19 protein-coding genes and 1 pseudogene are annotated in these 20,839 nt (G+C 71.7%); 5 read left to right on the forward strand and 15 right to left on the reverse strand.

From position 1 onward, the window contains the following. Positions 1-7: 7 nt before the first annotated feature. The 8 genes from FFS10_RS01700 to FFS10_RS01735 are packed head-to-tail and all read right to left on the reverse strand — an operon-like array spanning position 8 to position 8,175. A complete protein-coding gene (locus FFS10_RS01700; RefSeq protein ID WP_137890824.1) occupies positions 8-985 on the reverse strand; it encodes a Bug family tripartite tricarboxylate transporter substrate binding protein in 978 nt (325 codons plus the stop codon). Between the two features lie 25 nt (positions 986-1,010). Continuing rightward, entirely contained in the window at positions 1,011-1,403 is a 393-nt protein-coding gene (locus FFS10_RS01705) for a VOC family protein (protein ID WP_137890826.1), read from the reverse strand. Then, a complete protein-coding gene (locus tag FFS10_RS01710) occupies positions 1,400-2,359 on the reverse strand; it encodes a hydroxymethylglutaryl-CoA lyase (RefSeq protein ID WP_137890828.1) in 960 nt (319 codons plus the stop codon). Before FFS10_RS01710 ends, FFS10_RS01705 begins: the two co-directional genes overlap by 4 nt. Further along, the gene (locus FFS10_RS01715; protein ID WP_137890830.1) at positions 2,356-3,705 is read right to left on the reverse strand and encodes a CaiB/BaiF CoA transferase family protein; all 1,350 of its coding nucleotides are present in this window, start codon (positions 3,703-3,705) and stop codon (positions 2,356-2,358) included. The genes FFS10_RS01710 and FFS10_RS01715 overlap by 4 nt, the downstream gene beginning before the upstream one ends. A 37-nt stretch (positions 3,706-3,742) precedes the next feature. Then, positions 3,743-4,699 (reverse strand): LysR family transcriptional regulator, encoded by a 957-nt coding sequence (locus FFS10_RS01720; protein ID WP_137890832.1) that lies wholly within the window; start codon positions 4,697-4,699, stop codon positions 3,743-3,745. Next, positions 4,696-5,010, reverse strand: a complete 315-nt coding sequence (locus FFS10_RS01725; RefSeq protein WP_137890834.1) for a polyhydroxyalkanoic acid system family protein — start codon at positions 5,008-5,010, stop codon at positions 4,696-4,698. The genes FFS10_RS01720 and FFS10_RS01725 overlap by 4 nt, the downstream gene beginning before the upstream one ends. After that, complete coding sequence (locus FFS10_RS01730) at positions 5,003-6,082, reverse strand: aminopeptidase (RefSeq protein WP_137890836.1); 1,080 nt, start codon at positions 6,080-6,082, stop codon at positions 5,003-5,005. Before FFS10_RS01730 ends, FFS10_RS01725 begins: the two co-directional genes overlap by 8 nt. Continuing rightward, entirely contained in the window at positions 6,079-8,175 is a 2,097-nt protein-coding gene (locus tag FFS10_RS01735) for a molybdopterin-containing oxidoreductase family protein (RefSeq protein ID WP_137890838.1), read from the reverse strand. Before FFS10_RS01735 ends, FFS10_RS01730 begins: the two co-directional genes overlap by 4 nt. A gap of 110 nt (positions 8,176-8,285) precedes the next feature. Between FFS10_RS01735 and FFS10_RS01740 the strand changes: the two genes are divergently transcribed. Both FFS10_RS01740 and FFS10_RS01745 read left to right on the forward strand, forming a co-directional pair. Then, a complete protein-coding gene (locus tag FFS10_RS01740; RefSeq protein WP_137890840.1) occupies positions 8,286-9,503 on the forward strand; it encodes a M20 aminoacylase family protein in 1,218 nt (405 codons plus the stop codon). Then, complete coding sequence (locus tag FFS10_RS01745) at positions 9,500-10,588, forward strand: M14 family metallopeptidase (protein WP_137890841.1); 1,089 nt, start codon at positions 9,500-9,502, stop codon at positions 10,586-10,588. Before FFS10_RS01740 ends, FFS10_RS01745 begins: the two co-directional genes overlap by 4 nt. 7 nt (positions 10,589-10,595) lie before the next feature. On the opposite strand, the gene FFS10_RS01750 is transcribed toward FFS10_RS01745, so the two are convergent. Beyond that, positions 10,596-11,765, reverse strand: a complete 1,170-nt coding sequence (locus tag FFS10_RS01750) for a mandelate racemase/muconate lactonizing enzyme family protein (protein ID WP_137890844.1) — start codon at positions 11,763-11,765, stop codon at positions 10,596-10,598. 65 nt (positions 11,766-11,830) lie between these two features. Here FFS10_RS01750 and FFS10_RS01755 point away from each other — a divergent pair, with 65 nt between their 5' ends. Further along, the gene (locus FFS10_RS01755) at positions 11,831-12,751 is read left to right on the forward strand and encodes a LysR family transcriptional regulator (RefSeq protein WP_137890846.1); all 921 of its coding nucleotides are present in this window, start codon (positions 11,831-11,833) and stop codon (positions 12,749-12,751) included. A gap of 7 nt (positions 12,752-12,758) precedes the next feature. On the opposite strand, the gene FFS10_RS01760 is transcribed toward FFS10_RS01755, so the two are convergent. The 3 genes from FFS10_RS01760 to FFS10_RS01770 all read right to left on the reverse strand — a co-directional run bounded on the left by FFS10_RS01760 (position 12,759) and on the right by FFS10_RS01770 (position 15,781). Next, positions 12,759-13,532: a type III pantothenate kinase gene (locus FFS10_RS01760; RefSeq protein ID WP_137890848.1), complete on the reverse strand. Its 774-nt coding sequence runs from the start codon at positions 13,530-13,532 to the stop codon at positions 12,759-12,761. 73 nt (positions 13,533-13,605) lie between these two features. Then, a complete protein-coding gene (locus FFS10_RS01765) occupies positions 13,606-15,093 on the reverse strand; it encodes a M81 family metallopeptidase (protein ID WP_137890850.1) in 1,488 nt (495 codons plus the stop codon). A 19-nt stretch (positions 15,094-15,112) separates the two neighbouring features. After that, positions 15,113-15,781: a helix-turn-helix transcriptional regulator gene (locus FFS10_RS01770; RefSeq protein WP_137890852.1), complete on the reverse strand. Its 669-nt coding sequence runs from the start codon at positions 15,779-15,781 to the stop codon at positions 15,113-15,115. A gap of 56 nt (positions 15,782-15,837) precedes the next feature. On the opposite strand from FFS10_RS01770, the gene FFS10_RS01775 reads away from it, so the two are divergent. Further along, positions 15,838-17,157, forward strand: coding sequence for a sensor histidine kinase (locus tag FFS10_RS01775; protein WP_137890854.1), 1,320 nt, complete (start codon positions 15,838-15,840; stop codon positions 17,155-17,157). 2 nt (positions 17,158-17,159) lie between these two features. Next, positions 17,160-18,134, forward strand: coding sequence for a DNA-binding transcriptional response regulator (locus FFS10_RS01780; protein ID WP_137891088.1), 975 nt, complete (start codon positions 17,160-17,162; stop codon positions 18,132-18,134). A gap of 90 nt (positions 18,135-18,224) precedes the next feature. Here the strand turns inward: FFS10_RS01780 and cqsA are convergent, their stop codons facing one another. The 3 genes and pseudogenes from cqsA to FFS10_RS23330 all read right to left on the reverse strand — a co-directional run. Beyond that, entirely contained in the window at positions 18,225-19,475 is a 1,251-nt protein-coding gene (cqsA, locus tag FFS10_RS01785; protein WP_137890856.1) for an alpha-hydroxyketone-type quorum-sensing autoinducer synthase, read from the reverse strand. A 185-nt stretch (positions 19,476-19,660) separates the two neighbouring features. Next, positions 19,661-20,098 carry a rhodanese-like domain-containing protein gene (locus tag FFS10_RS23325; protein ID WP_249931134.1) on the reverse strand — a complete coding sequence of 146 codons (438 nt, stop codon included), beginning with the start codon at positions 20,096-20,098 and terminating at the stop codon, positions 19,661-19,663. Then, positions 20,093-20,785, reverse strand: a pseudogene (locus tag FFS10_RS23330) (MBL fold metallo-hydrolase); the annotation flags it as partial. The pseudogene FFS10_RS23330 and the gene FFS10_RS23325, both read right to left, overlap by 6 nt. Positions 20,786-20,839: the final 54 nt, after the last annotated feature.

Raw genomic sequence — 20,839 nt, forward strand, 5'->3', positions numbered from 1 at the left:
CGAGCCCTCACTCCAGGGTGATCTTCGCGCCGCGGATCACCCGGCCCCAGTGTTCGAGCTCTTTCTTCGTGAACTCGCCCAGCTGCTGCGGCGTCATCTGGGCCACGTCGGTGCCCGAGTCCTCGGCCTTCTTGCGTGCCTCGGGCGCGGCCAGGATCTTGTTGACCTCGGTGTTGAGCTGCTGCACCACCTCGGCCGGCGTGCCGGCCGGCGCGTAGAGCGCGAACCAGGAGTCGAGCTCGTAGCCGTTCAGGCCCTGCTCGGCCGCCGTGGCCACGCCCGGCAGCGAGGACAGGCGCTGCTTGCTGGTCACGGCGATCCCCTTGAGCCGGCCGCCCTGGATCTGGCTGACCACGCCGGCCGGCGTGGTGATGAAGATGTCCACCTGGCCGGCCATCAGGTCCTGCACCGCCGGGCCCGAGCCGCGGTAGGGAATGTGGGTGATGAAGGTGCCGGTGAGCTGCTTGAACAGCTCGCCCGCGATGTGCTGGATGCTGCCGTTGCCGCTGGAGGCGTAGTTGAGCTTGCCCGGGTGGGCCTTGGCGTAGGCGATCAGCTCCTTGAGGTTGCTGACCGGCAGCTTGGGGCTGATGGCGATGACCTGGGGCGCGCGCGTCATCATGGCCACGGGCGCGAAGTCCTTGATCGGGTCCCAGCCCGCCTGCTTGAACAAATGCGGGTTGCCCACGTGGTAGCCGCTGTAGGACACCAGCAGGGTGTGGCCGTCGGGCTTGGCGCGGGCCACGAGCTGGTTGCCTATGTTGCCCGAGGCGCCGGGCTTGTTGTCCACCACCACCGGCTGGCCCAGGGCGCGCGACAGCGGCTCGGTGATCAGGCGCGCCGTGAAATCGGTGGTGCCGCCGGGTGCGGTGGGCACGACCAGGGTGATGGGGCGCTGCGGGAACTTGGCCTGGGCCCAGGCGGCGGGGGCGAGCGCCGCGCCGCCGAGGGCGGCCAGGATGGCGAGGGTGTGACGACGTTGCATGTATGTCTCCTTCATGTTTTCGGATTCAGGCGGGTTCGGAAATCTCGATCAGGTTCAGGTCCGGGTCGCGCACATAGACCGAGCGGATCTTCTGCGTGGCGCCGGTGCGCAGCACCGGGCCTTCCACGATGGGCCAGGCTGCGGCGTTCAGGCGCGCGATCACCTGGTCCAGCGGCAGGCTGGCGATAAAGCACAGGTCCAGCGCGCCGGGCACCGGCAGATGCGCCTTGGGCTCGAACTCCTTGCCGCGCACATGCAGGTTGATCTTCTGCTGGCCGAACTTGAAGGCCTTGCGTTCCACGGGCGGCTGGCCTCCGACGAATTTTTCCAGCGCCATGCCCAGCACGCGGGTGTAGAAGTCCACGCAGGCGGCCTCGTCGCTGGTGGTCAGCACCAAATGGTCGAGGTGGCTGATCATGCGCCGCCCTCTGCGGCGCGCGCCCTCAGCTCGGCCACATAGGCCGGCGCGGGGTGCAGGTCCGTGATCCGCCCGGCCTTGGCCACCTGGCCCGGCACCTCGTGGCCCACGATCTCGGGCAGCTGGCGCGCGATGTCCAGCAGGCGCGGGATATCGATGCCGGTGTCGTAGCCCATGGCGTCCAGCATGTGGATGGCGTCCTCGCTGCTGATATTGCCGCTCGCGCCCGGCGCATAGGGGCAGCCGCCCAGGCCGCCCAGCGAGCCGTCGAAGCGCGTGATGCCGCCCTGCACCGCCGCCAGCACATTGGCCAGGCCCATGCCGCGCGTGTTGTGGAAATGCAGGGTGAGCTGCAGCGCGGTGAATTCCTTTTGCAGCGCCGCCACCATGCGCGCCACCTGGGCCGGATGCGCCATGCCGGTGGTGTCGCAGATGGTCAGGCCTCTTACCCGGTCCTCGCCGAGCTCGGCGAAGCGGCGCGCAAAGCGCAGCACCTCGTCCTGCGGCACCTCGCCCTCCATGGGGCAGCCGAAGCAGGTCGACAGCGAAACGTTGATGGGCGTGCGGCCGGCCACATGGCGGATCACGCCTTCAAGCGCGGCGAAGCTCCGCTCGCGCGTCATGCGCAGGTTGGCCAGGTTGTGCGTCTCGGAGGTGGACATGACGAGGTTGAGCTCGTCCGCCCTGGACTCCAGCGCGCGCTCGGCGCCGCGCAGGTTGGGCACCAGCACCGTGTACTCGACGCCCGGCCGGCGGCGGATGCGGCCCATCACCTCCTCGGCGTCGCGCAGCATGGGAATGGCCTTGGGCGAGGTGAACGAGGTCACCTCGATCTTGGCGTAGCCGCATTGGCTGAGCGCGTCGACCAGCGCCACCTTGGTGTCGGTGGGGATGAAGTTCGGCTCGATCTGGAAGCCGTCGCGCGTGGCGACCTCGTTGAAATAGATGCGTGTCATGCGGCCTCCCCTGCCACGATGCCTCGGTCCTTGAGCGCCTGGATCTGTTCGGCCGTGAGGCCAATCTCGCGCAGCACGGCCTCGCTGTCCTGCCCCACCTGCATGGGCGCGTTGCGCCGGTGCTGGCCCGGCGTGCGCGAGAGCTTCGGGCAGATGCCCGGCACGGCCAGCTCGGTGCCGTCGTCCATCTGCACATGATCGATCATGCCGCGCGCCTGGTAATGCGGGTCCTTGGCAATGTCGGCCACGGTGTAGATGCGCCCGGCCGGCACGGCGGCGGCGTCGAGCGCGGCCAGCACCTGGTCGACCGTGCGTTCGGCGGTCCAGGCGGCTATCGCGGCGTCGATCTCTTCCACGCGCGCCACGCGGCCGGCGTTGTCGGCCAGCTGCGGGTCCTGGCCCAGGTCCTCGCGGCCTATGGTGGCCATCAGGCGCTTGAAGATGCTGTCGCCGTTGCCCGCGATCAGAACATAGGCCCCCACGCTCCCCACTGCGTGTGGTTCGCTGCCCCCCGAGGGGGCTGGCCTTGCTTGGGGCGGCCCGGCGCTGGCGGCCGACGCCTCTTCGTCCTTGCAGCGGTAGGCGTTGCTCGGCGCGATGCCGGGCAGGGCGCTGCCGGCCGGGCCGCGCACCGCGCCGAAGGCGCTGTATTCGGGCAGCAGGCTTTCCATGCAGTTGAACACCGCCTCGTAGAGCGCCACGTCGATCACCTGGCCCTGGCCCGAGCGCTGGCGCTCCTGCAGCGCCAGCAGGATGCCGATCACGCCGTGCAGCGCAGCCAGGGTGTCGCCGATCGAGACGCCCACGCGCACCGGCACGCGGCCGGGCTCGGCCGTCAGGTGGCGCAGCCCGCTCATGGCCTCGGCCACCACGCCGAAGCCGGGCTTGTCGCGGTAGGGGCCGGTCTGGCCGTAGCCGCTGATGCGCAGCATGACCAGGCGCGGGTTGAGCTTGAGCAGCGCCTCGGGGCCCAGGCCCCAGCCTTCCATGGCGCCGGGGCGGAAGTTCTCGATCAGCACGTCGGCGTCCTGCGCCAGCCGGCGCACGATGTCCTGCGCCGCCGGGTCCTTGAGGTCCAGCGCCAGCGAGCGCTTGTTGCGCGACTGCACCTGCCACCAGACCGAGGTGCCGTCCTTGAGCAGCCGCCACTTGCGCAGCGGGTCGCCCCCGGACGCTTGCGGCCGCTGGGGGTCCGCGGGCGGCTCGATCTTGACGACCTCGGCGCCGAAGTCGGCCAGGGTCTTGGCAGCGAAGGGGCCGGCGATCAGCTGGCCGAGCTCGACGACTTTGAGGCCGGCGAGCGGGCCAGGGGTGGGGCCGCCGGATGCGGTTTGTGAAGTCTCCATGGCCGCGCAGTGTGCCGCGCGGCCCGCGTCCCGTCCATTACTGCTTGCGGCGCCCAGCCTTCGCGTTCTGCGAAGGCTTCGCCGCGGGCTCGGGCGCGACGAGGAAGTCGACCAGCGCCGCCACCCCCGGGTCGGCCGCGCCGGCCGACGTGGCCACCCGCAGGCGGCGCTTGGCCCAGGCGTCGGCCAGCGGCCGCGTGACCAGGCCCATGGCACGCACGATGGGCTGGGCGGCGGCCTTGGGCAAGACGGCCAGGCCCAGGCCCGAGGCGACCAGGTGGCAGACCGCGTCGAAGCTGCGCACCTGCATGCGCAGGCGCAGCGGCTTGCCGGCCGCCAGCGCGGTCTGCTGCTGCTTTTGCAGCATGGCGGCGCCGGTGTTCAGGCTGATCCAGTCCTGGTCCAGCGCCTCGACGAAGGGCAGCGGCGAGCGCGCCGCCGCCAGCGCGTGGCCGCGCGGCAGCACCAGCACCAGCTCGTCGTGGCGGAACAGCCGGGTCGCCAGGCCGGTCTCGTCGGGCCCCTCGACGAACACGCCCACATCGGCGCGGCCCTCGCGCAGCGTGGCGACCACGGCCTCGGACACCTGCTCCTCCAGGTCCACGCGCACCTGCGGGTGCAGGGCCGCGTAGCGCGCCAGCAGCGGCGGCAGGAACTGGTTGATGGCCGCCGTGCTGGCGCACAGGCGGATGTGGCGCGACAGCCCCAAGCGCAGGTCGCTCAGCTCGCCGCCCAGCTGCTCCAGGGTCTGCAGCAGGCTGAGGCCGTGCTTGACGAACACGCGCCCGGCGGCCGTGGGCGAGAGGCCGCGCGCATGGCGTTCGAACAGCGGACTGCCGACCGCGTCCTCCAGCTCGCGGATGCGCCGGCTGGCGGCCGCCAGGGCCAGGTGGGCCTCGCGCGCCGCGGCCGTGAGGCTGCCGGTCTGGGCGCAGGCCACGGCCAGGCGGACCGAGACCAGGTCGAAGCGGGCAAGGTTGAAGCTCGCCGTCACGCCTTCTTCCCGGCCGCCGGCTTCTTGTCCAGCAGCTCGTCCAGGTTCTTCACGATCTCGGCCTCGATGCGGCCCTTGAAGGCACCGAGCAGCAGGCCCAGCTTGGCGTCGAGCTCGAAATGGTCCTTGGCCACCTTGAGCTTGCCCTTCACGCCCGAGCGGCTGAAGCTGACCTTGTCGCCCGCCGGCCCCTGCTCGAAGCTGCAGCGCATCTCGAACTCAGCCTCGACCCGCTCGGCCCACTTGGCGGCCAGTTTGCGCGCCGCGGCCAGGCCCAGGCCATGTTCGCGGCGGATGTGGATGTCAGCCATGGGGCATCTCCTTCAATGCGCGGCGGCGCGCCTCCTGGGGCTGTTCGGCCAGCCGCTTCACCGCATCATAGAACCGCCGCCAGTCCCGGCCTTCACGCTCGAACAAGGCCTCGAAGCCCGGCACCAGCTCGTCGTAGGCGGCCTGGGCGGCGAAGCTGGCGTTGTTGGCCTGCGCGACCCAGGCGTCGTAGCCGCTGTGGCGCGGCGCGCCGTCGCCCCAGCCCGCGCGCAGGGCCGCATAGCGCGCGCGAAAGCGCTGCAGGGCCTGCTGCTTGCGCGCGCGGCGCTCGCTCTCGCCGGCAGGCGTCGCGTAGAGCGCGGCGAGCTCGCCGCCAGACGCGCGCACCAGGGCGCGGAAGGCGCGGCGCCGGCCGTCGAAGGCCGCGTACTCGGCGCGCGCGGCCGGGCTGCCGTGCAGGGCCAGCCAACGCTCGCCGCCCAGCCGCTCCACGGCCGTGGCAAAGGACTCGTTGAACACCGTGTCGTCCGCCACGTAGACCCGCTGGTGCGCCAGCTCGTGGAAGATCAGGCGCGCCAGCTCGCCTTCGGGGAAATGGATGAAGGTGTCGAGCAGCGGGTCGCCGCCGGCCCAGTTCATCCAGCCCAGGGTGGAATAGGCCGGCACGGCCTGCACATGGGTCTCCAGCCCCTGGGCCTGCAGGGCCGCGGCCTCGGCCCGCGCCTGGTCCTCGAGGAAATAGCCGCGGTAGGCGACGCAGCCGGCCACCGGGAAGCACCAGGTCCTGGCCTCCAGCGAGAACTCGGGCGCGGCCACCACGGTCCACACCGCGGCGCGGCGCCCCAGCTCGGCGTAGCGCCGGTAGCTGGCGTTGTCGGGCAGATGCAGCTCGGACACGGCGAAGGCACGCATGCGCTGGGCCAGGCGCAGGCGCCGGCGCAGGGCCTCGGAGGTCTGGGTCTCTTCCATCCAGGCCTCGACCGGCCGGGCTGCGCGCATGAGCTGCCAGTGGCCCGAGGCGGACTGCCAGTAGTAGTCCAGGTTGGCGCAGCCGGCCAGGCCCGTCAGCGCCGCGGCGGCCAGCGCCAGCCTGACGGCGCGCCCCGCCCTCATGCCGATCCGGCCGCCGCCTGCACCTCGACCAGGCAGTCGTAGAACACCGGGCCGCGTCCGAGGTCGGTCAGCTTCTGGCTGGTGAGCTCATTCACGTTGGTGCCGTTCAGCCCCAGCTTGCGCCACCAGATGCCCAGGCCGTTGACCACGCCGGGACGCGCGCGCTCGGACACCTGGGCCCGGCAGCGGTACTCGCCGCGGTCGTTGAACACCCGCACCAGCTGGCCCGAGGCGATGCCGCGCGCGGCCGCGTCCTGCGCATGGATCTCGAGCAGGGGCTCGCCTTCGATGTCGCGCAGGCTTTTGACGTTGACGAAGCTCGAGTTGAGGAAGTTGCGCGCCGGCGGCGAGATCATGGCCAGCGGATAGCGGTCCGACGAACCCGGCGCCTCGTGGTTGGCCAGATGGTCGGGCAGGCCGTCCAGGCCCTGCGCGGCCAGGCGCTCGCTGAAGAACTCGCAGCGCCCCGAGGGCGTGGGAAAGCCGCCCTCGGCGAAGGGCGCGTCGGGCAGGGGCAGCGAGGCGAAGCCATGCGCGAGCAGCTGCTCGAAATCCTGCGCGTCGCCGATCGCGCTGCGGCACAGGGTCTCGTCGTCGTCTTCGAAGCAGGGATCGGCGAAACCCATGCGGCGCGCCAGCGCGCGGAAGATCTCGGTGTTGGGCCGGGCCTGGCCCAGCGGGGCAATGGCCGGGCGGTTCAAGAGCACGTCGGTGTGGCCGTAGCTGGTGTGGATGTCCCAGTGCTCGAGCTGGGTGGTGGCCGGCAGGATGTAGTCGGCCCAGTCGGCGGTGTCGGTCTGGAACTGCTCGAGCACCACGGTGAACAGGTCCTTGCGCGCAAAGCCGCGCACCACCTGGGCCGACTCGGGCGCCACGGCCACGGGGTTGCTGTTGTAGACGATCAGCGCCGCTATCTTCGGCCCGAAATCGGGCGAGGTCTCGCGCAGCAGGTCGTCGCCCACGCCCTCCAGAAGGGCGTTTCCAATCGTGCTCATGTTGATCGTGCGCGGCCGGCGCCCGCCCAGCAGCTCGGGGCGGTGCAGCGCCGCGCGGCGCACCGGGAAATGCCCCGAGCTCGACAGCAGCAGGCCGCCCGCGCGCTGCCGCCAGGCACCGGTCAGCGCCGGCAGGCAGGCGATGGCGCGCACCGCGTTGCCGCCGCCGCGCACGCGCTGCATGCCGTAGTTGAGGCGGATCGCGGCGGGCCGGGTCGTGCCGTAGTCCTGCGCGAGGCGCCGGATCTGCTCGACCGGGATGCCGCAGACCTCGGCCGCGCGCTCGGGCGGCCATTGCAGGGCGCGCTCGCGCAGCGCCTCCCAGCCCAGGGTGTGGCGCGCGATGTAGTCGTGGTCCAGCCAGTCGTGAGCGATCAGCTCGTGCATCAGGGCCAGGGCCAGGGCCGCGTCGGTGCCCGGGCGCAGCGCGATGTGCTCGTGGCATTTGTCGGCGGTCTCGGTGCGGCGCGGGTCTATGCAGACGATGCGCGCGCCCTCGCGCTTGGCCTGCTGCACATGGCGCCAGAAATGCAGGTTGCTGGCGATGGAGTTGCTGCCCCAGATCAGGATCAGCCTGGCCTCGGCGAAGAACTCGATCTTCATGCCGACCTTGGCGCCCAGGGTCTGGACCAGGCCCTCGCCGCCGGCCGCGGCGCAGATGGTGCGGTCCAGGTGCGAGGCGCCGAGCTTGTGGAAGAAGCGCGCCGCCATGCCCTCGCCCTGCACCAGTCCCATGGTGCCGGCGTAGCTGTAGGGCAGGATGGCCTGGGGGTCGCGCGCGGCGATGGCCTGAAGGCGCGCCGCGATGTCGGCCAGCGCCTCGTCCCAGCCCACGGGCTCGAAGCGCCCCGCCCCCTTGGGGCCGACGCGCCTGAGCGGCTGCAGGATGCGCTCGGGGTGGTAGGTCCGCTCGGTGTAGCGCGAGACCTTGGTGCACAGCGCGCCGGCCGTGTGGGCATGCAGCGGATTGCCCTGCACGCGGATGGCGCGGCCGTCCTGCACCGTGGTCAGCAGGGCGCAGGTGTCGGGGCAGTCGTGCGGGCAGGCGCCGCGCACCTGCACGCTGGCGTCGGAAGAGGGGCCGTTCATCGGGGACATGGCTTGGGTTTGAAATCCTGCAACAGGGGGGAGATTTTGCGCCTTGGGCGCCGCCCCCGGGGCGGGCGGGGTGATGGCGCAGGCGGCGTGGTCTCGCTAGACTCTCCCGCATGAAGCTCATCGATTCCATCGCCGGCCAGGCCCCCGGCATCGCCGCGCTGCGGCGCGAGATCCACGCCCACCCCGAACTCTGCTTCGAGGAAGTCCGCACCGCCGAGCTGGTGGCGCAAAAGCTCACGGAATGGGGCATAGCCGTCCACCGCGGCATGGGCAGGACCGGCGTGGTCGGCATCGTGCCGGGCCGCGACGGCGGCAAGAGCGGACGCGGCATCGGCCTGCGCGCCGACATGGACGCCCTGCCCATGCAGGAGTTCAACCGCTTTCCCCATGCCAGCCAGCACCCCGGCAAGATGCACGCCTGCGGCCACGACGGCCATGTGGCCATGCTGCTGGCGGCAGCCCAGCACCTGGCCCGGCAGCGCGACTTCGACGGCACGGTCTACCTGATCTTCCAGCCGGCCGAGGAGGGCGGCGGCGGCGCGCGCGAGATGATGCAGGACGGCCTGTTCGAGCAGTTCCCCATGGATGCCGTGTTCGGCATGCACAACTGGCCGGGCTACCCGGTGGGCAGCCTGGCCGTGAGCCCGGGCCCGGTGATGGCCTCGAGCAGCGAGTTCAAGATCACCATCCGCGGCAAGGGCAGCCATGCGGCCCTGCCGCACAACGGCATAGACCCGGTGCCGATCGCCTGCCAGATGGTGCAGACCTTCCAGACCATCATCAGCCGCAACAAGAAGCCGATCGACGCGGGCGTGGTCTCGGTCACCATGATCCACGCCGGCGAGGCCACCAACGTGGTGCCCGACAGCTGCGAGCTGCAGGGCACGGTGCGCACCTTCACGACCGAGGTGCTGGACCTGATCGAGCGGCGCATGCAGCAGATCGCCGAGCACTGCTGCGCCGCGCACGAGGCGCAATGCGAGTTCGAGTTCGTGCGCAACTACCCGCCCACCGTGAACTCGGCGCCCGAGGCCTTGTTCGCGCGCCGGGTCATGGCCGGCATCGTCGGCGAGCAGAACGTGATGGCGCAGGAGCCGACCATGGGCGCCGAGGATTTCGCCTACATGCTGCAGGCCAAGCCCGGCGCCTACTGCTTCATAGGCAACGGCGAGGGCGAGCACCGCGATCTCGGCCACAGCGCGGGCCCCTGCACCCTGCACAACCCCAGCTACGACTTCAACGACGCCCTGATCCCGCTGGGCGCCACCTACTGGGTGCGCCTGGCCGAGCAGTGGCTGGCCGCGCCGCGGCCGGGCAAAGCCCCATGATCCCGGTGACGCAGGCCTTTGCGGCGAGCTACGCCCAGGCCCGCGTCAAGTTCCTCGAGGCCGCGGCGGCGGCGGGCACGCGCATCGAGTCCCTGCCCCACCCCCTGCCGGGCCGCGAAGGCGAGGCACTGGCGCTGGACGTGGCGCGCGACGGCCCGGCCGATGCCGACCGGCTGCTGATCCTCAGCAGCGCCTGCCACGGCGTCGAGGGCCACGGCGGCAGCGGCGTGCAGGTGGCCGCGCTGCATGACGCCGAGTGGCGCGCACAGGCGCGTGCGCAGGGCGTGGCCGTGCTCTACCTCCATGCGCTGAACCCGCACGGTTTTTCCTTCGGCCGGCGCGTCACGCACGAGGGCGTGGACCTGAACCGCAACTTCGTCGATTTCACGCGCCCGCTGCCGGTCAACGCCGACTACCGCGAGCTGCACGCCTGGCTGCTGCCCGAGCGCTGGCCGCCGGGCACCTTCAACCAGCTGCGCACGCTGCGCTACCTGACCACCCGCGGCAAGTCGGCCCTGCAGGCGGCGATCACGCGCGGCCAGTACGAGTTTCCGGGCGGCCTGTTCTTCGGCGGCTTTGCGCCGAGCTGGAGCAACCTGGCGCTGCGCCGGCTGCTGCGCGAACAAGGCCGGCAGGCGCGGCGCATCGCCTGGATAGACCTGCACACCGGCCTGGGGCCGAACGGCGTGGGCGAGCGCATCTTCGCCGGACGCGGCGACGACGCCGCGGCACTGAGGCGCGCGCGGTCCTGGTGGGGCGGGCAGCTGACCTCCACCCACGACGGCTCGTCCAGCTCGGCCGAGCTGAGCGGCGAGATGTGGAACGCGCTGTACGAGGAATGCCCGCAGGCCGAGTACACCGGCATCGCGCTCGAATTCGGCACCCGGCCCCCGCTCGAGGTCATGCAGGCGCTGCGCGCCGACCACTGGCTGGCCTGCCACCCCGGGGTCCCGGCCGAGCTGGCGCGGCAGATCCGCCAGCAGATGCGCGAGGCCTTCTACTGCGACACCGAGGCCTGGAAGGGGCAGCTCGTCAGCCAGGCGCGACAGGCGCTGTTTCAAGCCGTCGACGGCCTGGCCGCCTGAGCATCCCTCACTGACCCGACAGCTGCCGCATCTCCGCGTAGAGGTCGGCCTTGCCCTCGAAGCCTATGCCCGGCAGGGCAGGCAGGTTCACGTAGCCGTTGTCCACCTTGACGCCGTCCGGGAAGCCGCCGTAGGGCTGGAACAGGTCGGGGTAGGACTCGTTGCCGCCCAGGCCCAGGCCGGCGGCGATGGCCAGCGACATCTGGTGGCCGCCGTGCGGAATGCAGCGCGAGGGTGACCAGCCGTACTCGCGCAGCATGTCCAGCGTGCGCAGGTACTCGACCAGGCCGTAGCTCAGCGCGCAGTCGAACTGCAGCCAGTCGCGGTCGCGGCGCATGCCGCCGTAGCGGATCAGGTTGCGCGCGTCCTGCATGGAGAACAGGTTCTCGCCGGTGGCCAGGCTGCCCACATAGGCCTCGCCCAGGCGGGCCTGCAGCTCGTAGTCCAGCGGGTCGCCGGCCTCCTCGTACCAGAACAGCGGGTACTGCGACAGGGCCTTGGCATAGTCCAGCGCCGTCGCCAGGTCGAAGCGGCCGTTGGCGTCCACGGCCAGTTGCTGGCCGGGCTGCAGCATCTTGAGCACGGCCTCGATGCGCTCCTGGTCCTCGGCCAGCGAGGCGCCGCCTATCTTCATCTTGACCACCGAATAGCCGCGGTCCAGGTAGCCCTGCATTTCGTCGCGCAGGCCCTGCAGCCCCTTGCCCGGATGGTAGTAGCCGCCGGCCGCGTAGACGAACACGCGCGGGTTGGCGCGGCCGTTGCCATAGCGCTGGGCCAGCAGCTCGTGCAGCGGCTGCTCGGCGATCTTGGCCACGGCGTCCCAGACCGCCATGTCTATCGTGCCCACGGCCACCGATCGCTCGCCGTGGCCGCCCGGCTTCTCGTTGCTCATCATGCAGGCCCAGACCTTGTGCGGGTCGAGGTTGTCGCCGCTCTCGTCGACCAGGGAGGCCGGGGCGGCCTCGAGCACGCGCGGGCGGAAGCGCTCGCGGATCAGCTGGCCCTGGCCGTAGCGGCCGTTGGAGTTGAAGCCGTAGCCGATCACCGGCCGGCCGTTGCGCACCACGTCGGTGACCACGGCGACCAGGCTCAGGGTCATCTTGGAGAAGTCGATGTAGGCGTTGCGGATGTCCGACTTGATAGCACGGGTGGATTCGAGGATGTCGACGATGTTCATGGGAGGAATGATCGAGCCCCCGCACGATCGCGTCCAATACCCGAATCGCATACAAATATTCATTCATGGGACCTGTCAACCGACCGCTTGACCTGGAATGGCTGGAGGACTTTCTGGCCCTGGCCGAGAGCGGAAACTTCTCGCGCGCCGCGCAGGCGCGCGCGATCGCCCAGCCCGCGTTCAGCCGCCACATCCGCTCGCTCGAGGAATGGGCGGGCCTGGCCCTGGTGGACCGCACCACGCATCCGGTGGCGCTCACCGCGGCCGGCCAGGCCCTGCAGCCGCTGCTGGCCGAGGTGGTGCAGCGCCTGGTGCAGGCGCGCACGCGGGCGCACGAGGCGCAGGAGGCCTCGGACCGGCGCCTGCAGCTCGCCGCCACCCATGTGCTGTCCATGACCTACTTCCCGCTCTGGCTGCAAAAGCTCGAGTCGCGGCTGGACATAGGCGCGATCCAGATGGTGTCGGACAGCTTCCAGGCCTGCGAGGACCTGATGCTGCAGCGCAGGGTGCAATGCCTGCTGTGCCACGGCCATCCGGCGCTGAAGACGCGCCTGGCCGAGCCCGATTTCATCCATGTGGCGGTGGACCAGGACCTGCTGCTGCCGGTGGCCGCGCCGCTGCCCAGCGGCCGGCCCGCGTTCGAGATCGAGTCGGCTGCGGACCGGCCTCTGCCCATGCTGTGCTACAGCCAGGAGTCGGGCCTGGGCCAGATCATGCGCGCCGCCCTGCCCCAGGCCTTAGCCGAGACGCGCTTCGTGCCGGGCTTCACCTCGCACCACGCGGTGTTGCTCAAGACCATGGCGCTGGAAGGCCGCGGCCTGGCCTGGCTGCCGCGCAGCCTGATCGCGCCCGAACTCGCTCAGGGCACGCTGGTGCCCGCGGGCGGCGAGGCCTGGCAGATCCCGGTCGACATCCGCCTGTATCGCCAGCAGGGGCCGCTGTCGACCGCGGCCGAGGCACTGTGGCGCCTGGTCCAGCCGCAGTAAGACCTGTTCACGCCTGAGCCGCGAAGCGCTGCTGCGCCACCACCAGCAGGCCGTCGAAGATCAGGCTCTCGACCAGCTCGAAGCTCACCGACATGCTGGGCGCCATCTTCCAGCCCGCGCCGCCGGTCATCACGCACAGGGGCTCGGCGCCGCAGTGCGCGCGCACATGCTGGACCATGCGCTCGCAGGCGCCGGCGATCGCGTAGGTGCCGCCGCTGGTCAGGGCGTCGCTGGTGTTGGTGGGGAACTCGCACACCTCGCCGGTGGGCACATGCAGGCCGGCGGTGCCGGACTCCAGGGCGCGCAGCATGATGCCGTGGCCCGGCAGGATGTAGCCGCCCAGGAACCTGCCGCCGGCGTCTATCGCCTCCACCGTCACGGCCGTGCCGACCATGACCACGACCATGGGCCGGGCCGGCCCGCTGGCCAGCATGCGGTGGTAGGCGCCTATCATGGCCACCCAGCGGTCGGCGCCCAGGCGCGTGGGGTGGTCGTAGCCGTTGACCAGGCCGGCCTCGGCGGCGCTGGCCACCACCCATTGCGGCGCCACGTCCCACAGCTCCATCTGCTCCTGCACACGGCCGCGCACGGCGTCGCCCGCGACGATGCAGCCCAGCATCTGCGCAGGGACGGGCAGCTCGGCCCAGGCCCCGTCGGCGAGCTTCTCGATGTTCTCGAGGAACTCGGCGCCATGGGCCAGCAGGGCCGCGCCGGGACGCGGCGCCTCGTACAGCGCCCACTTGAGGCGGGTGTTGCCCACGTCGATCGCCAGAAAACTCATGGTGTGTCTCTCTCTGGGCGCATTATGCGGGCGCGCGCCCCAACATGGGGAACGGCGCGCCGCCTACCCTGGCTCAGGGCCGGGTGCGCGTGCCAGGCGCCAGCTTCTTCCAGGGCAGGTCGGCCGGGTCGGCCGCCATCGGTCCGGCGGCCTTGGCCACCAGGATCTGCGAGGCGATGGGCGTGAAGTCGGCGCGGAAATGGTTGGAGCTCTTGACGGCCAGGATCTTCATGGCCTCGGGCTCTATGCCGACCATGCGGAACAGCTCGCGGTCCAGCATCTGCTGCTTGCCGCTGGCCACGGCCACCAGCAGGCCCTCGATCTCCAGGCAGGCGCAGGCGCCGAGCTGCACGCTGAGGCCGGTCATCATCGGCCCCTTGAGCGTTACCGCGCCGCCGCCGACGGCACGCACCGTGAAGCGCCCGGCCAGCGGCGGGTCGCTGGGCCGGCCGGTGAAGGTGGGCACGGCCGCGCCCAGCGTCAACGGCAAGGTCGCGCCAGGCCCTGCGGCGCAGGCGGCCGCGGCCGCCTGCGGGTCGTACATCAGGCCCAGCGCGACCCGGCCGGGAAAGCGCCGGCCAGCACCCTGCTGCAGCAGCGCGTGCAGCAGGCCCGTGGTGTTGCTGTCGCCGCCGGCGCCCGGGTTGTCCTGGGTGTCGGCCAGCACCACGGGGCGCTCGCTGTGCTCGGCCAGGGCCAGGGCGCGCTGCACGGCGGGGCCGGCGTCCAGGTACTCGGGACGCCACTGCGTGGGCTCGGCCGCGCGCGCGGCCAGGCGGTGCACGGCTTCCTCGGCCCGCGCACCATGGCCCCAGACCATGGGCGCGCATTCGGCGAAGTCGGCGGCGGGAAAGCCCATGCAGAAGCTCAGCACGCAGTCGAAGTCGCGCGAGAGCTCGGCCAGCTCCTCGTAGATCGCCTGGGCCGGCGCCATCCAGGTGCTTTGCGCGTTGAGCGGGATCAGGAAGGGCAGACGCTGGGCGTGCATGGGCTCGCGCCGGCCCAGCCTGAGGCGCCGGGCCAGCAGCTGCGCGGCCAGCTCACCGGTGGCCGCCATGTCCACATGCGGGTAGCTGCGGTAGGCCACCAGGGCGTCGGCCTCGGCCAGCATGCGATGGCTGACGTTGGCGTGCAGGTCCAGGCTGGCGACGATGGGCAGCCCGGCGCCGACTTCGCGGCGTATGCGCGCGATCAGCTCGCCCTCGCTGTCGTCCACATGCTCGGCCACGGCCGCGCCGTGCAGGTCCAGGTAGACCGCGTCGAAGCCGCCGCGCCGCACGTCGGCCAGGATGGCGGCGGCGATGCGCTCGAAGGCGTCCTCGGTCACGTAGGACGAGGGGATGGCGCCGCACCAGCTGCTGGGCACGAGCTGCCAGCCCAGGCTGCGCGCCGCGTCGATGAAGCCGCCGACCGGCAGGTTGACGCCGCTCAGCTGCGCCAGCATGGCCCGGCCATGGACGAAGGCCGGGAAGGCGTCGCCGCGGTTGAACGCGGCCCAGTCGGCGCGGGTCGGGGCGAAGGTATTGGTTTCGTGCTGGTAGCCGGCGACCAGGACTTTCATGACGGCCCCCTTTGTCGTCCTAAAGCGCGCCCAGCCAGCAGGCGCGCTGGATGGCGGCGAGCTTGCTGTCCACGCGCAGCTTGGCCATGGCGTTGGCCAGGTGGTAGTTCACCGTGCGCTCGCTGCAGTCCATGCGCGCCGCGCTCTGGCGCGCGGTCAGCCCCTCGAAGGCCAGGGCCAGGCATTCGCGTTCGCGCGGGCTCAGCAGGGCGCGCTCGGCCACCAGGGCGCGCCGCACCTGCGGCCAGATGTTGAGCGCCGACCAGACCAGCATGGCGGCCTCGGCGCGCTCGTGCAGCTCGCGCGGGCTGAACATGAAGCACTCGAAGGCGCGCTCGGCCGGCAGCGAGAACTCGACGCGGATCACGCTCTGGAAGCCATGCGCCAGCCACAGCCGGCGCCAGCGGCTGTGGCCCGAGGCGTCGTTGCGGCCGATGTGCTGCCAGGCCACCAGCGGGGCGTCCGACTCGCGCCAGGGCGCGCCGAAGTCGCGGCTTTGCGCCAGCGAGTGGGCCGCCTCGGCCAGCACCGGCGGGTGCACCGCCACCACCTGGCGGTCGTCGCGCCCGCCGAAGGGATCGGGTGCCAGCACCACCACCGCCTCGACCGCGAACTCGCGCAGGGCCAGCACCCAGTCGCTGAGCAGACCGTCCAGCTTGACACTGTCAAAGTTAACAGGTACTTGCATCGCCATGTATCCAGGAGGCGGGACAATAGCACGGACCACCCTGACCGAACCGCCCCTTGCCGATCGCCCGCCTCCGCCCCAGCTCGCCAGAACGCCGCCGCCCCGGCGCGCGCAGCTGGCGCGCGCGCCTGGCCGCGAGCCTGAGGGACTGGCCGCTCGAGCCCCTGCTGCACGCCTCGCCCTGGCGGCTGCGCCTGATCGGCCTGTTCAACCTGGTGGGCCAGCCGCTGTTCGGCTGGATCTGGACGGTCTGGCTGCCCCAGCCCTGGGAGAGTCCCTGGCTGCGCCTGGGGGTCGCCGCGCTGGGCATCCCCTTCCTGGCCCAGCGGCGCCTGCGCGAGCCGCAGGGCGACCGCGCCCGGCAGCTGTTCGCGCTGATCTGCTGGCTGCAGCTGCCGCTGTACTTCAGCTGGATGTACCTGTGCAACGGCGGCAACGCGGTCTGGCTGTCCAGCCTGGCGGCCGTGATCCTGATCTACCACCAGCTGACCGACTGGCGCCTGGCCGCGCTGGGCACGGCGACCGGCGGCGGGCTCGCCTGGCTGCTGTTCCTGTGGCTGGCGCCGGCCGGCGCGGCGCCCATGGACGCCACGCAGGCGCAGGTCAACGCCCTGGTGCTCGTCTTCGCCTGGAGCACCGCGCTGGCGCTGGGTTTTTCCGCCGCCAACCTGCGCCGCGAGCAGGTCAGCCACACCCTGGCCAGCATGGGCATCATGGCGCACGAGCTGCGCACGCCGCTGGCCACCATGGCCCTGGTCGGCGACGCGCTGCGCGGCGAGGCGGCGCAGGCCGAGGCCGGCGCCGCGCAGGAGCGGCTGGAGCGCCTGGCCGGCAGGCTGCACAGCCTGGTGCGGCACATGAACCACCAGATCGACATGCAGATAGCCAACGCGCGGCTGCTGCGCCTGCGCGCCCACGCCGACACCGTCTCGGCCGCCGACGTGGTGCGCGACGTGGTGCACAACTACCCTTACCGCAGCACGCGCGAGCGCGAATGCCTGACGCTGGACATCAGGCAGGACTTCCAGTTCGTGTCCTCGTTCACGCTGTTCACCCAGGTCATCGCCAACCTGCTCAAGAACGCCCTCCACGCGCTGGCCGCGACCGGCGAGACGCCCCGGCCCGGCGACCTGCACATCGAGGTGAACCGGCGCGGGGCGCTGGGCCTGATCGTGGTGCGCGACGCCGGCGTCGGCATCGCGCCGCGGCTGCAGACGCGCATCTTCGAGCCCTTCTTCTCCACCAGCCACGACACCGGCCACGGCCTGGGCCTGGCCTTCTGCCGCCGCGTGCTCGACAGCGTGCACGGCCGCATCCGCGTCGCGTCCCGGCCCGGCCAGGGCGCCACCTTCACCCTCGAAATCCCGCTCCACTAGCCATGTCCTTCCCCCTGTTCCGCCGCCCCGGTGCCGTGGTCTTCCTCGACGATGATCCGGCCTACCTCGACATGCTGGCCGTGATCCTGCCGCCGCGCTGGCCGGTCAGCCTGTTCGTGCGCCAGCAGGCCTGCCTGCAGCACCTGCAACCCGAGGCCGAGCGCTGGGAGGCCGACGCCTGGACCCAGCAGCAGATCATCGAGCGCTGGCGCGGCGGCGCGGCGCTGATCCCGCAGATCCTGCGCTACTGGGCCGGGCACGAGCAGCGCCAGGCGCTCACGCGCGTGTGCGTGGTCGACTACGCGATGCCGGGCATCAACGGCCTGCAGGTGCTGCAGGCCCTGGGCGACTGGCCCGGCGCGCGCGTTCTGCTGACCGGCCAGGCCGACGAGCAGCGCGCGGTGGACGCCTTCAACCAAGGGCTGATCGACCAGTACATCCCCAAGCAGTCACCCGACATCGCGCGCCGCCTGGTCGACGCGGTGCAGCAGCTGCTGGACCGGCCGCACCCGCGCCAGGCCCAGATCTGGCACGCCACGCTGAGCCCGGCGCAGCAAGCCCTGCTGCGCCGGCCCGCGGTGCAGGACGAGCTGTCGCGCCTGATGCGCAGCCACTGGGTCGAGCATGTGGTGCTGGGCGACCCGTTCGGCGTGCTGGGCATGGACGCACTGGGCCAGGTCAGCTGGCTGCAGCTGGAGCCGGCCACCGGCCTGGCCGAGCTGGCCGAGCTCGCGGCCGCCCAGGGCCTGGACGAGGCGGCGCTGGCCGAGCTGCGCGCGGGCCGCAGCCTGGCCGGCCTGGAGCTGCACCAGGCCCTGGGCCAAGCCGCGCCGGCGCTGGCACCGGCCTTCGAAGTCGGCCAGGGCAGCGGCCTGCTCGGCGCCCTGTTCTCGGTCGACCCCCGCCCGCTCGGCATCGCGCCGGCCGGCCACGCGGCTTGGCTGGCGCGGCAAGGGCCGCGCCTGGTACACGACTGAGGCCTGTCATTGCGAGCCCCGCGGGGGCGCGGCAATCCACGGTGGATCGCCACGGCCTTCGGCCTCGCGATGACGCTATCGCCAACGCTTTCAGGCCGCCGCGCCGGCCCGCGCGCGGCGCGCGATCGGCCAGTCCCAGGGGCGCAGCTCGCGCGCCACGGCCCTGGCCGCGGCTTCGACATGGCTGAGCTCGGCCTCGGTCAGCGTGGCGTGCAGGGTCAGCCGCACCATGGCGCGGTTGCGGCTGGTGGCCGGGGCGCAGAACACGGCGCCGTACACCTCGTGCGCCTCCAGCGCGTCGCGCAGGCGCATGGTGTCTGGCTCGGAGCCCGCCTCCAGCGCGATGATCTGCTCGCTGCCCTGGTGGATGGGGTAGCCCAGCGCAGTCAGGCTGGCGCGCAGGCGGCGCGTGTGGGCGTGCAGGCGCCGGCGCCCGTCGTCGCTGCGGCGGATCACGCCCAGCGTGGCCGCCAGGCCCGCGATCTCGTGCGGCAGAAGGCAGGAGCTGAAGATGTTGGGGAAGCTGTGGTGCAGCACGAAGTAGCGCAGCTCGGCCGGCACGGTGAAGAAGCCGGCGCGCCCGGCGAAGGCCTTGGCCAGGCTGGCGGTAATGAAGTGCACGCGCGACACCAGGCCCAGCTCGGCGCACAGGCCGGCGCCGCCGGGGCCGTGCGTGCCCAGCGAGTGCGACTCGTCGACCAGGATCATGCAGCCCCCGCGCTCGGCCGCCTCGACCATCTCGGCCAGTGGGCACAGGGCGCCGGTGGTGCTGTAGACCGAGTCGACGATCACCAGGCCCGGCCCGTGGCGCGCGATCATGCGCGCCAGGTGGCCCGGGTCGTTGTGGCGGAAGGCATGGGCCGTGGCGCGCGCGGCATGCACGCCCTCCCAGAGCGAGGTGTGGGCCAGGGTGTCCAGGTAGACCGGCGTCTGGTCATCGGCCACGGCCTGGATCAGCCCCACGTTGGCCGCATAGCCCGACTGGCAGACGAAGCCGTCCTCCTTGCCTATCCAGGCCGCCAGCGACTTCTCGAGGTCGCGCACCGGGTTGGAGTCGAGCAGGAAGGCGCCGGACTGGATCACGCTGTCCTGGCCGCGCCGCAGCACCTCGGTCTGGGCGCGCACGATGTCGGGGTGGCCCGACACGCCCAGGTAGTCGTTGCCGTCCAGGCGCACGGCGTTCGGCCCGGGCTCGCGCCCGTGCAGTATGCATTTGCCGCCCCACTCGCGGTTCCAGTGGTCGAGGAAGACCTGTTCGTAGCGGCGCTGCAGGCGCGGCAGCAGGGGCGGGTTGACGCGGGTGCGCGGGGCGGTCTGGACGGGGGTGTCGACGAGGCTCATGGAGGCTCCTGTTACGGATGGAAACCTCCAATTGAAGGGCCAAAGCCCTGGAAACGCCGCTCAGACCCTGTCAGGATTGACAGGGGCTTGTACTTGAGACTTGAGCGCCGCCGGGCCGCCCCAAGGCGCGAAGGCCCCCTTGGGGGGCAGCGACCCACACGCAGTGGGGGAGCGTGGGGGCTATTTCAACCCTGGCGCCAGGGCAGGCCGTGGAAGCGCCAGCCGCCGGTATGGCCGCGCTGGGCATGGGTGTCCGGGTCGCCCTCGAAGCCCTCGAGGATGTTGTAGGCCTCGTAGCCGAGCTCGGTGGCGCGGCGCGACGAGGCGATCGAGCGCACGCCGCTGCGGCACAGCATCACCAGCTTGCGCCCCGGCGGCACGGCGGCCTGCAGCTGGGCGTCGAAGTTCGGGTTCACCGCCATGCCGGGCCAGAGCTTCCACTCCACCGGCACGGCGCCGGGGATGAAGCCGACCCAGGCCCGCTCGGCGTCGCTGCGCACGTCGACCAGCACCGCCTCGCCAGACTGCCACCATTGGCAGGCCAGCTGGGGCGAGACGTCGCCCGCGTAGCCCTGGGCCGGATGCGGCTGCGCCAGCGCCCCGCCGCCCGCGTCGTGGCGCAGGCCCGAGCTTAGGTTGGCCGGCACGGCCTCGTCGATGCGGCGCGGCTTGGGCAGGTGCAGCGAGTCCATGATGGCCACGAACTCGGCCAGGGTCTTGCCGGCCACGCGGGCGTTGCCGGCCTTCTCGGCGGCGATGGTCGAATGGCTGCGGCCCTGGTAGTCGTGGGCGGGCCAGACCAAGGTGTCGTCGGGCAGCTTGAACAGCACCTCGGTGAGGCTGCGGTACAGCGCCTCGCTGCTGCCGGACTGGAAGTCGGTGCGGCCGCAGCCGTTGATCAGCAGGGTGTCGCCGGTGAACACATGACGCCCGTCGGGGCGCTCCCAGTAGTAGCTCATGCTGCCCGCGGTATGGCCCGGGGTGTGCAGGGCGCGGATGCGCTGGGCGCCGAAGCTCAGCTGGTCGCCGTCGTTCAACTGCACCGCGGCGGTGCTGATGCCGCAGCCCGCGGGCGCCGCGGTGCGCGCGCCGGTGTGCTCGGCCAGCAGCCCGGCGCTGGTGATGTGGTCGGCATGGGCATGGGTCTCCACGGTCCACAGCAGCTTGAGGCCGTATTCGCGCAGCGTGGCCAGGTCGCGCTCGAGCTGCTCGTCCACCGGGTCGATGAGCAGGGCCTCGCGCGTGGCTTCGTCGAACAGCACGTAGGTGTAGGTGCTGGAGGCGGGGTCGAACAGCTGGATCGGGTTCATGGTGGCTCGGGCAGGTGGGGGCGGCATTCCGGCGGCTGGTGGCAAGACCAATGA

The sequence above is a fragment of the Ramlibacter sp. 2FC genome (assembly GCF_005503345.1).
Lineage (GTDB): Bacteria > Pseudomonadota > Gammaproteobacteria > Burkholderiales > Burkholderiaceae_C > SCMQ01.